Origin of the sequence: Bacillus sp. EE-W1, assembly GCF_009760835.1 — a bacterium.
Classification (GTDB): Bacteria; Bacillota; Bacilli; order Bacillales; family Bacillaceae_G; genus Bacillus_A; species Bacillus_A wiedmannii.
This window is the reverse complement of the sequence record NZ_WIPE01000047.1, coordinates 18,883-30,315: the sequence shown is the minus strand read 5'-3', so window position 1 is coordinate 30,315 and position 11,433 is coordinate 18,883. Positions and strand designations below refer to the sequence as shown.

The following is an 11,433-nucleotide window of genomic DNA, read 5'->3' as shown; positions in this document are numbered from 1 at the left end:
CGTCGTTACTTTTCTTACTACTTCACCTTTCTCATCTTGGACTTCAAATTCGACACCCGCTAATACTGAACCGTTTTCTTTGTCCACCTTTGTAATTTCTACATTACCTTTGTCTGTCATTGCATTTTCTACTGTTATCGGGAATATACCGTCCCCTGTTACATTTACTTCGAATTCTGTTTCTTTTAATTGGTATCCTTCAGGCGCTTTCGTTTCTTTTAAAATATATTTTCCTGGCGCTAACGGTTTAGAAATTGCCTTACCATCTTTATCTGTAATAATATGCTCAACTACTACACCGTCTTTTACTATATCAAACTCTGCATTTGCTAATGGTTTTTCACCATTTTCTGAATCAATTTTCTTTAATTCAATTTGACCCTTTTGCAAAGTATTTTTAATTTCAATTGCTTTTGTTTCTCCAGCTTGAAGTGTAACCTCTACCGGACTTGTTAATTTTTGATATCCCTCAGGTGCTACTTTTTCATAAACTTTATACGTCCCAGGAGCTAAAGTTTGAGGTACTGAAAAGCCGTTTTCGTCCGTTATCAGTTTTGCAACAACTTCATTTGCACTATTTCGAACTTCAAATTCGGCACCTTTTAACCCTTTGTTCGGATTCTCAGCATCTATTTTATGAATCGATACTGTACCTTCTTTTGGAGCTTCAGGCGGTGTAACATTTACTTCTTTCGATGTTAATGTTTTATCATCAAAATGTAATTCTGCCTTATTAGGAATCTTCTTATCTACGTAAGAAGATAAGTCTGCATTAGCTTTAATTTTCGCCTTAATACTAAGGTTAATTATCTGGTCTTCATATGACTTATAGTCAAAACTCTCACCGAACGTAAATGTTACTTCACTTTTTTGTTTATCTATCTTTAGTGTTCCTTTAGAAGTAATATCTTGGCCATTTTGATCATACACTTTTGCCTCTAATACTTCTAATACATCTTCTAAATCATCACTAATTACCATAGATGTGTATTTAGGAGGATCGTTTGGTATATGTGTACCAACTTGATATTGAATAGGTTGATCCATTTGCGCTAACTGCTGATTCTCTACAAGCTTACCACTCTCATCAACTATATTCTTTTCAATACTAGGTGGATGATCGTCGCCTGAACCAGTTCCTCCCCCACCACTTACGAATACTTCTCCTACTTTTTCTTCAGTTTTAATATTTTTGCCTTCTAATTTCACTGTATTTTTATGAGGCTTTGCAGCGGGATTGGTAATCTTTGTTTTATATCTTAAAATATAACCTTTTGAACTGTCTGGAAATTCAATTGTAAATCCAGTTTTCGTTGCATTGATTTTAATTTTAGATAAATCTGCTGGCTTAATATTTGTTGGTGCATAGCCATCTTCAAATACAGCCTCTTCTAATACTAAGCTATCTGTAATTAATTCATGCCCAGGTCCTAATGTGTCTGTTAATTTAAGATCTTGCATTTCTGTTCCAGTTGCATTTACATATACAAGCCAATCAGCAATTGATGGATCTTCTTGATTATAAGAACCCCATTTCAATAGATTATCTGTATTGGGATGTGGCTTCGGTCTCTCTGTCGTATTATTTACACTTACTTCTTTATTTACGATTTGACCATCAACGTTAAATTCTAATGGAATTTCTTTGACACCATCATATGCTTCTAGCCCAAAGTAGAATTCTACGAATAAAGAACCTTTAACGTTATTCTTTCCTTCTACGTAATCACCCATAGTACATGTCAATAGACCTTTTTTCATCTCACATGTACCAACTGTTTTTCCTTCAGCATCTTTTAAAGGAAAACTCATATTCATAAGATCTTTTCTAAATTCTTTTGGCATATCAATTGTGAATTGATCTCCACTTTTTATTTTTTCTTTAGCTGACCACTTCACTTCTACTTTCATGCCATCTGAGGCTTGATATGGTTCAGACGTTGTACCATCAGTACGGGAGATATTAATCTCGTCCACTGGATTTTTTATCACAGCGGCTTGAATAACTGGAGCCCACACATTTAGCACTGAAAATAATACTAGAAAAACTAATGAAACCATCGAAATATGCCTCTTAGTACTTTTCATTTGCATAATTCCCTCCTATTTTTTATATTTATATAACAAAAAAAGACCGTCCGGTTGCATCAAAAATGTGCAACCAGACGATCTTAGTAACCAATATGTATTACCGTAGACTCTAAGCTTTGCGGCCTATCCTTTCGAATAGTGTGCTAAAAATATTTTTTATTCTTTTTTTGTTTCATTTTCCTCTTAAACCAAATATTACTATACCGTCTGGACGGTTATAATTCAATACTCTATGAAATTGTTCTATTTTTCTAATAAAAAAAACAATTCACCAGTGCATTAAATAAGCAATGGTGAATTGTTTTACATTATATAGTTCGTATATTCTATTTATATGAATTAAAAATAAGAGCTTGAATCACTTTTTCTCTTAATTCGGGGCTTAGTCTTCCAACCCCTAAATATTCCGAATACCATAATCCATCTGCCGCTAATCTAATAATTGTGGCACAAACTGAATCTATCTCATCATTTTCTATTTTATTTTGCAGTTGCTGAAATGATTGTTTTAACGGTTCAAGTAATTCAGGCTTTAGCATTAATGCTGCCATCATACTACTACCCAGCTCTTCTACTCTTCCCTCATTACTTAATCTTTCCTCTACAAAAGAACGTACCCACCTTCCTTTCTTCTCTAAGTCCTCCGCTACTTTATTGTGAATAGCGTCTTGATACTCCTCCGTCCCTTTGAGTATCATGCCCTCTATTAAAGCTTCTTTAGTTGAAAAGTGATACAACAATCCACCTTTACTTATCCCCGCCTCTTTTGCTACCGCTTCTAAGGTTAACTTAGCAACCCCTTTACATTGCACAATTTGAGAAGCGGCCGCTAAAATTTTTTGCCTTGTTATACTTATACTCATTCCTTTTTAAAACCCCCATTTCTACTAAATTTATATAAATACGTATCTTATTTTTAATATCGCTGAGTAATAATAAATATTTTCTTTATACCACAAAGGCTTCATTACCTTTGAATTGTTCGTTGCTTCTTCTATTAAAAATTTCCATATCATTCAATATGATAACATCAAATACTCACAATTGACTATACATCTATACATTTATATTCGTTGAAAATATATCCATAAACATGAAATGCATACAAATTGATTATCCTTATATATTTAATCTATAATTCAAAGAGGTTTATATGTTCATAAAAATAAAGTGAACTTTTATAAGGATGATTCCATTGAAAAAATTTTCTATTAGTTATTTAATATGCTTACTGGTTTTTTCTATCATTGTGAACGTTTTACAGTATACACTAGTTCCAAATTATGCGGATTCATGGGGACCGATTTGGGTATCTATTATTATGTTTTTAATTCTTGGAAGCATTCCTGTTCTTATCGGTTGTTTATTAGGTGAATTTTGTTATAGAAAAATAAAAGGAAGTCACGAATTAAAGATCGGTATTCCTTTATTTATACTGTTAGGTATTTCCTACAATCATTTATTCTTTATGTGGTTTAATGACAGAGATTTTCTATCCTTTTATTTAGAAGCTTTTCTGGATACTGGCCTTCCTATTACTGTATCATCTTTACTATTTTATCTTATAAGACGGCGTTAATTCTTTCATCATTGCATAAAAAAAATGTTATTACTCCTGATAAATTGAGTAATAACATTTTACTTACTAAATTTGCTTCCAACTAGCGTCCTTCACATCTTCACTATTTGGCTTTCTAACTGATTGCACAAAACATTCCTCGCAAGCACCCAATGTAATGAAATTTTTCTGTGCTTGTCTTAACGAAACTTCATCCGCCCCGCCTTCAAAGTCAGGACCGTTAAACTGAACCTCATCATCTTCCCAATAACATATATTACAAATTTCATATGTTACCTGGTGGTTCTTCTATTGTTCTATAACCGCAGCACGGACAAGTGTATTTCATTCTGTCACTCCATTATTAACTTGTTTTTTCCGATATATTCCGGCCCACAAAGAATGTAACAGCGCAAATCATAGTTATTCCCATGAAAAAAATATTAGAATCTTCATATGTAGTTGGAATCCCAACTGTTACTGAAACAATACTACAAGCTAAAAGTAAATATAATAATAAAGATATAATATAGCTTAGTTTAAATCGTAAAATGATACCTCTAAACAATAATTCCCCAAGTAGACAGCCACCTAAAATGATAGGTACTCCGAAATATAATGTAAGGACTCCCATTTGCGCAGTAGATTGAATTATCTTTCCAATTATGTTTGGCGAAGTCATCTCATCATTTTTTCCTATCCTATCATATAAATCAAGTGCCGTTACTGAAATAAAGAAACTTAATATAGAAAATGAATACGGAATTAAAAACTTGCTCACTCTCATTCACCTCGCTTTTTTGTTTCACATATATTATTCATTATTTTCACATGAAAAAATAGCCCTCTATGCTAAAACATAGCGGGCAGAATTTTTATATAAAAACCTATACCTTATCCTGAAGTGCTCCCCATAAACAGAACATCTAAACTATCTGTGCCCTATATTCTTTAGGGGATAGGTGGTTATTAGAAAGTAGTGTCTTCTTTTTTATAATATTCTTTTGAAATCTCTTCATAAAATGCAGCTGATGTCGTGTAGAAATAAGGTACTAACCATAAGAAACCGATTCCTAAAGTAAGAATACTTAAAATGAACCAACCTAAGAAACTTAAGCATAGTAAAAAGTAATCCATTTTATGTCCATTCATCATACGACGGCTTTCAGTAATCGCTTGATTCGCTGTATATTCTGGATGATCATTCAAAATAAAATATGTCATAGAATAAGAAAATGATTTAATAATACCTGGAATAATAAGAAGTAATGTCCATAGAACCAAGTACACATTCATTAGTAAATATGTTGAAAACGATTTCATAAACTTACTTCCATCGTTAAACCATCTAAATATATGATTAATACGAGCATTAGTCCCGCGAATTACATTTAAAACAAAATAAGAAGCACCTACTGTTAACGGACCGATAATAAACATTGCAATAATAGTTACTGTAAGTGACTCATTTGCTTCTTCCCAACCCCAAAATATCGAGAAAATACCTGTAGTTAAAATTTCAACAGCTCCAATAAGGATTCCGACTAATAAGGTTGCCCCTACCGCTAATCCCCATTTTCCTTTTAATGCCTCAAGTGCTTCTCTTTTTAACTGACTTATCATATATAGCCTCCTAATACTTTTTCTATATTAGTATACCATTCATATCAAAAATTCCACAGATTTTCCTAAAATAGAAGCATACTACCTTTTTTGATATGTATTGATATATGTGCGCTGTAGCTTTACTAATATATGAATTAAGTCACTCATTTTCCTATAATAAAAAAAGCCTGCCTTTCATAATAGGCAAGCTTTTTCAAGTTAATTCTCACTCATTCTCTTCTTATACCAATCCTGCATTCTCTCCGCATCTTCTACTCTCGTATGCTCTAATTTATAATCCGATGATGCGTTAGAGAATTTGTACGTACATAGATTTGCACGGCGCTGGAAATAGGATTGTGTCTTTTCCATTGATTGGACGTGCCTTCTTCTAACAAGCCCTGTATATTTGCCGACGCTGCGATATACAAGCGTAATTTGCTCTCCGTTTACACTGTAACCATTTGTTTTAAATGTTGCGTATCCAAGTGTAAAGATGAGGAACGCGAGCGGAATGAATGCCCACATGATGTAATACTTTTCAAAGTATATACTTATTCCAGTAAGCGGGATTGCTAGCATTGCGAAGAATATAAAACTATCAATTAAGTAACGACGTAATGCTGCTTTTGGTAATGAAATAATGTTTGTATTCAGTTCATATGGTAGTTGTAAATGTGCGAGTAACTGTTGTACGCGATCTTTTCGAATGATAGGATGCAGTGTAACTTTTTCTTTCTCGTCACCCAGTCCTTTACCTTGAATCACTTCTACTTGTACAGCACAATAACCGAATGGCTGACGCAAAATACTTTCTTTTATCGTAATACCTTGAATGCGGTGCAATTTTAGGACGAGTTCTTTTTTCTCAAGTAATCCTTGCGAAATGCGGACTTCATCATTTCTTCGATTCACTGTGAAATCTCCATGTTTTAGCGCATAACCGATTGTCGATATAATCCATGAAAGGACAATCAAAATAGCTATCATGAAAATCCAGCCATATATATCATGTTCCATTACATACGACTTGACGCCATTCTCTATCCATTTCGGAATGTACTCATCTACTTGGTGATACACGAAAAAGATTAATGAGAATAATAGTCCAAACTGACCAGATGTAACAGACGCTAGCAAAATTTCTTTCCAAGTTAATTTATATTCAGTCGCTTGTTTTTCTTCTGTAACGATTTCTTTTTCTACTACTTCTTCTGATGTTTCTTCTGTTTTCACTTCTGGGGTTGGATCATTTAGCATGGCAATAAGCTCTGTTGCTTCTTCTACTGTAATACCAGCTAAGCTTACTTCTGCATCGTCGCCTCCCCCAGCTGTTTCGATTTGAATCTTTTTTAAGCCAAGCATTTGATATAGCACGTTAGAACTTGTATTAATCGTTTGAACACGTTCTTTATTTAAGTAGCTCTCCTTCTTCACAAAGAGCCCTTGTTTTACATGTAATACGTTATTTTCAACCCAATACGTTGTGTAATACCATTTTTCAAACGCTGAAAAAACAGTGAGTAAACCGAATGCAGCGGGAATTAAATACCAAAACGGGAATTTTCCATTTAAACTAAACATGAAAATAATGAGTGGGATAAAATCTGTTATTTTTAATTCTAATAACATCGTGATTGGATGCTGCCTCTTATACATCCTCATCACTCACTTTCGCTAATTCTGCGATTTTCGTTTTCAACATTTCTGCTTCATACATCGTTAAGCCTGGGATGCTGTGAGAAGTTGCCGCTGTTGAAATGTGTAATTCTGCTAATCCATATTTTCTCATAATTGGACCTTGTTCAATCGTCACGTGCTGTACACGAATCATCGGTACTAATACGCGCTTTACGACGAAAAGACCGTGCTGAATTTCAAGTTCTTCTTCATTTAGTTGATAGCTATAATAACGTTGACGAAGTTTCGGGAATACGAAGTACTCCAATGGCGCTAGTGCAACCGTTAACCCGATTAACACGTACAAAATCCACGCCCACCAATCAAACTTTATCATGAGGAAAAGGTAAGCTAAAATGACGAGAATACCGATTCCTTCTTCAATTACAGCACGAACTTTCCACACCTTGACCATGTCAGGGTTAATTTCATTTTTCAATGGATCCATGTAACCACTCCAAATCTAGTAATCTAATATACGAATACTCTCAATCTATATTTTACATAACTTTACATAAAATTGAAATTTAATCTTCTTTCTTCTCAGGAATAAAATATCCGAACCAAAGTAGCCAAATGAAGCCAATTAACTTCATCCAACTTCCATCTGCTTGAAAAGCTTCAATCATACCTGGTATTTTATAAATCCCAATAAATCCGAGAAAACCGAGCCACCAGTTTTTTTGCATTTTCACTTTTATTCCTCCTTCAAGACGTTTTTCACATTTCGAATCCAAATTTCTTTATACTTTAACTGGAATCCCATTAACATGTAATTACTCATATTATCGATTACGAGCGCTAACGTATGAGCATTTTCTTCCGTTGCCTGTTGTGACACAACGTCAAGTTCCACACCTTTCTTCAATAAATCATGGAAACCATTTAAGAAATCTTCTTGTATTTCAAATAAGCGTTTCTGATACTTTTCATTTCGCGATGCAGTTACGATGAATTCATTTATAACGCGTAATATTCCTTCTTGCCCTTCATATTCAGAAAGCATATGTAAACCATCGGCAATTAACTTTTCTGCAAAGTTTTCTTTCGTATATTGTTCTTTATCGAAATAACTCACGAAATGATACCCAGAAAAAATTTCTTCAAATAAAAAATCGACTAACGCTTCTTTAGAAGAAAAATGATAATAAATAGCCGGTTTTGAAATACCTACCTCTTTCGCGATCATGGAAAGACTCATCTTCTCAATGCCGTGCTCTGCCATAAGTTTAAATGATGCCTCTACAATGTTTTGCGATGTTTGTAAATTCTTTGTCATACTGTACCTCACTTATTTTTACTTACCGGTCGGTAAATAAATTGTAAAATAAAAAATCATCATTTGCAAGTTTGATTCAAAACTGTATATTACTTTTCAATCTACATTATGGATCTAGGATCATATTCCTTAATAATGACTACAATAACCTTTAATCCAGTTAAACTACAAAAAGCACCTTTGTGAGTGCTTCTTGTAATTTAATATTTAGGACCCATATAATCATAGCTTTGGTCCAGCGCTTTTAATAAATCAATCGCACCCTTTAACTCTCTTTTATCAGACTCTAATTCTTCCATCCTTCTTTCGATATCTTTTTTAAAAGATTCTAAATCGCTAATAGCCTTCTTCCCCACTCCAAGTTGCGACCAGCTTGATAAGAGTAAATTATGTACATTACTTACAACTCTTTTATTATGATTTAAGTCTTGAATCATATGGTCAAATTGTTGTAAAGCTTGGTTCAATGCTTCTTCATTTAAGTAAATTCTCGGCATCCTAATCTTCTCCCTTAATATTGTTGATCCGTCTTCTTATAATCATCGGCTTTCTTCTCAATAAAATCTGAAATTTCCGTTGCTGTTCGTATGTACCAAAAACTTAAATGCTCTACATGTGCACGTATATTATTTACTTTAGCTTCTACCCGTCTACTTTCAGCCGTTTCTAATAGTGTCATCATATTAGAAATTAACCTCGGTACTCTATCTTGAAATTCTTGTGCGTTTCGCTTCATATCTCTTACGGCTTGTTCTAAATTCTCTACCACTACACGAATTTCTCCCCCGCCTAATAACGCGCCTGGTGAATCATAAACTCTTTCATTCGTGTCTACATTTAACAAGTATTTATTGGATAAAGACCCATTCTCTCCAAACCGGAAGTTCTGATCTGTTTGATAATGATAACCAGGGCCACTTATCGAATTCAAAAATCGAGTAACATCCATCCCAAGCTTTTGCTGTAATGATAGCTTTGACATTTCTTCTTTCGAAATTGGTGGGGTTACCGCATAAGTCGATCCTATATGACTTTCATATGCACCAAATGGTCCATAGCCAATTGAATCATTTCCGTGAACAACACTTACAATTCTATTATTAAACTCACCATTATTTACTCTTTCTTGTAAATCAGGCGGTAACAAATGTTTTGCACTCGGCGCATTCCATGACATACATCTTACATTATCATTAGATGCCGCTGCATATTCCGCTAAAGCTCCCCCTAACGAATGACCCGTCGTATATATCTCCACATCATCCCTGTCCTTGTATGTATCCGTTACTTGTTTCATGACCCTTTCAGCTTGTTCGAATTGATTATGTGTTTCCCAGCGCTGATTCTCTTCATTCCAATATTTCTTTGAACCTTCATTCTCAGTCCCTGCTACAGGAGGTGCTGCTGGTTCATGAACACCTTCTCGTAATACAAAATGATTAGTATCCGTTTTTAAATCCTTCATACCTTCCCCTGGCTTCATCGGAATGCCTAAAGAGTTTTTCTCTATAATTTTGTCCCCTTCTGTACCTCGGAAAGCTACCATAACTTGCTTTTTCCCATCGACATCTCGTTCAAAGGCTACTGCATCCATTCCGGTTTGTTTGTCGTGGAACGTCTCGCTTACTTCCCATTTTTGTAAAGGATTACCTTTGTTGTCGGTGACCTCAATACTGTTTCCTAACTTCTCATCACCACGATAAGCAAACCTTGACATTTGATAATAACTAGAATCTAAAACTTTATCATTTTCATTCAAAACATTTCCCCTCCCAGATAATTTAATATATTCTAAATATAGAATAACATTAATGGAGGGATTTTGATTGAAAAAATATGGTATAAGATTATTCATTATCCTTACACTTATACTTTTAGGGGGATGCAGTATGAATAATAAAACAAATGAAGAAAAAGAAATAGTAGCAAAGGCAGAAGAGATAACCATTAAATATTTTAAAGAAAGAGAGGAGCTAGATGTAGTAATTACAGGACATGAGTTCTCCCCCAATGATTTTCAAACTGTTTTTATAGATGGACATGTTAAAGGAGATGAAAGCAAAACGTTTGGAGTAGGTGTAGAATATGGGGGTGGAGAGTATAATATAAGTTCTAGATCATACTCTAAAAATCTAAAATTAAAAGAATAATTATTAGACACTCACTAGAGTGTCTTTTTTACGTAAAATATTTTAGCATATAAATTTTTTTATTAACAAAATGATTTGTATCTGTTTTTAAATCCCTCATACCTTCCCTAGCTTCATCGGAACGCCTAAAGAGTTTTTCTTTATAATTTTATCCCCTTCTGTTCCTCGGAAAGCTACCATAACTTGCTTTTCCCCATTCACATCTAATAAAAAGACTACTGCGCCCATTCCGGTTTATCGTGGAATGTTTCTCCTACTTTTCATGTCTGTAAAACTTTTTTTGATCTATATAATCCTTTATCTCATAATTTCCACCTAAATTATTCCTACAAGCTCCCTTTGCCAAATCATAATAAGTTTGATCTAAAACTGCACTTTCTTTCATTCTTTTACCCCTATAATAAATAGTTTATTATTAGAAGAGGGTGATTTTTTTGAAAAAAAAGGGATTTTTGTTAATAGTAATTATAATAATACTTTTTATTGGAGGGTTGATGTATATGAACAAACAAAAAAATGATGAAGAAATAGCATTAAAAGAAAAAGCAACAAAGATCGCAATCCAACATTTTAAAGAGGATAAAAAACTAGATGTTACAGTGACAAAAGTCGAATTCGGCCCTGCAGATTTTGGAGTAATTTTTGTGTCGGGTCATGTAACCAATAATCCAAATCGTAAAATAACTGCAGATATAAATTATAAAGATAAATATAAGGTTGAAAGTATTAGTTATGATGAGTGAAATTAATATAAAAATACAATATATTTTTGTTGGGAATTTATATTAATTCTAATTATTTCATGTGCATATAAGCTAGGATGACTATTCAATAAGCCTAACTCCCAACATTAAAAATTTAAAACTTAAAAACTAATAACCTTTTTACTTTAGAGTCCCGTTTCTTTATACCCAGCCACAACATATTCTGTGGATATACAATTTAGTGAAGAGGAATATAACGCAACATTCATGGAGTGATTATTCGTGAAAAAATATGCTATAAGATTATTCTTTACTTTCACACTTATCCTTTTAGGAGGATGTACTATAGATCAAAAAAATACTGAA

At 33.6% G+C, this 11,433-nt stretch carries 13 protein-coding genes, 3 pseudogenes and 1 riboswitch; of the genes and pseudogenes, 3 read left to right on the top strand and 13 right to left on the bottom strand.

The window, feature by feature from the left end; genetic code table 11:
• Together GFJ36_RS29385 and GFJ36_RS04835 are read right to left on the bottom strand one after the other, a co-directional pair.
• A partial coding sequence (locus tag GFJ36_RS29385; protein ID WP_242015936.1) for a SpaA isopeptide-forming pilin-related protein occupies positions 1–2,094 on the bottom strand: 2,094 nt, incomplete at its 3' end.
• Positions 2,095–2,153: 59 nt separating this feature from the next.
• Positions 2,154–2,246, bottom strand: a riboswitch (cyclic di-GMP riboswitch).
• 171 nt (positions 2,247–2,417) lie between these two features.
• Positions 2,418–2,954: a TetR/AcrR family transcriptional regulator gene (locus GFJ36_RS04835; RefSeq protein WP_060489215.1), complete on the bottom strand. Its 537-nt coding sequence runs from the start codon at positions 2,952–2,954 to the stop codon at positions 2,418–2,420.
• Between the two features lie 332 nt (positions 2,955–3,286).
• On the opposite strand from GFJ36_RS04835, the gene GFJ36_RS04830 reads away from it, so the two are divergent.
• Positions 3,287–3,670 (top strand): hypothetical protein, encoded by a 384-nt coding sequence (locus GFJ36_RS04830; RefSeq protein WP_088062349.1) that lies wholly within the window; start codon positions 3,287–3,289, stop codon positions 3,668–3,670.
• A gap of 66 nt (positions 3,671–3,736) precedes the next feature.
• Here GFJ36_RS04830 and GFJ36_RS04825 read toward each other — a convergent pair.
• From GFJ36_RS04825 to GFJ36_RS04790, 9 genes and pseudogenes are all read right to left on the bottom strand, one after another.
• Positions 3,737–3,998 (bottom strand): annotated as a pseudogene (locus tag GFJ36_RS04825) (CPCC family cysteine-rich protein).
• Positions 3,995–4,436: pseudogene (locus GFJ36_RS04820) on the bottom strand (hypothetical protein). The pseudogenes GFJ36_RS04825 and GFJ36_RS04820 overlap by 4 nt, the downstream one beginning before the upstream one ends.
• Positions 4,437–4,618: 182 nt before the next feature.
• A complete protein-coding gene (locus GFJ36_RS04815) occupies positions 4,619–5,272 on the bottom strand; it encodes a DUF975 family protein (protein WP_097890510.1) in 654 nt (217 codons plus the stop codon).
• Positions 5,273–5,473: 201 nt separating this feature from the next.
• Entirely contained in the window at positions 5,474–6,913 is a 1,440-nt protein-coding gene (locus GFJ36_RS04810; RefSeq protein ID WP_097890511.1) for a PH domain-containing protein, read from the bottom strand.
• Positions 6,906–7,382, bottom strand: a complete 477-nt coding sequence (locus GFJ36_RS04805) for a PH domain-containing protein (protein ID WP_064473050.1) — start codon at positions 7,380–7,382, stop codon at positions 6,906–6,908. Before GFJ36_RS04805 ends, GFJ36_RS04810 begins: the two co-directional genes overlap by 8 nt.
• Positions 7,383–7,461: 79 nt before the next feature.
• On the bottom strand, positions 7,462–7,629 hold the full coding sequence (locus tag GFJ36_RS29000; protein WP_000783808.1) for a hypothetical protein: 168 nt from the start codon (positions 7,627–7,629) through the stop codon (positions 7,462–7,464).
• A 2-nt stretch (positions 7,630–7,631) separates the two neighbouring features.
• A complete protein-coding gene (locus tag GFJ36_RS04800) occupies positions 7,632–8,213 on the bottom strand; it encodes a TetR/AcrR family transcriptional regulator (RefSeq protein ID WP_097890512.1) in 582 nt (193 codons plus the stop codon).
• A gap of 200 nt (positions 8,214–8,413) precedes the next feature.
• Complete coding sequence (locus tag GFJ36_RS04795) at positions 8,414–8,710, bottom strand: hypothetical protein (RefSeq protein ID WP_001137435.1); 297 nt, start codon at positions 8,708–8,710, stop codon at positions 8,414–8,416.
• Between the two features lie 14 nt (positions 8,711–8,724).
• Positions 8,725–9,972, bottom strand: coding sequence for a lipase family protein (locus GFJ36_RS04790; RefSeq protein ID WP_097890514.1), 1,248 nt, complete (start codon positions 9,970–9,972; stop codon positions 8,725–8,727).
• Positions 9,973–10,039: 67 nt separating this feature from the next.
• Here GFJ36_RS04790 and GFJ36_RS04785 point away from each other — a divergent pair, with 67 nt between their 5' ends.
• On the top strand, positions 10,040–10,363 hold the full coding sequence (locus tag GFJ36_RS04785) for a hypothetical protein (protein WP_176546175.1): 324 nt from the start codon (positions 10,040–10,042) through the stop codon (positions 10,361–10,363).
• 64 nt (positions 10,364–10,427) lie between these two features.
• On the opposite strand, the pseudogene GFJ36_RS30195 reads toward GFJ36_RS04785, so the two are convergent.
• Together GFJ36_RS30195 and GFJ36_RS30190 are read right to left on the bottom strand one after the other, a co-directional pair.
• Positions 10,428–10,620, bottom strand: a pseudogene (locus tag GFJ36_RS30195) (lipase family protein); the annotation flags it as partial.
• Entirely contained in the window at positions 10,617–10,748 is a 132-nt protein-coding gene (locus GFJ36_RS30190) for a hypothetical protein (protein WP_255288471.1), read from the bottom strand. The gene GFJ36_RS30190 and the pseudogene GFJ36_RS30195, both read right to left, overlap by 4 nt.
• Positions 10,749–10,863: 115 nt before the next feature.
• Between GFJ36_RS30190 and GFJ36_RS04775 the strand changes: the two genes are divergently transcribed.
• Entirely contained in the window at positions 10,864–11,106 is a 243-nt protein-coding gene (locus GFJ36_RS04775) for a hypothetical protein (protein ID WP_223270640.1), read from the top strand.
• Positions 11,107–11,433 lie beyond the last annotated feature (327 nt).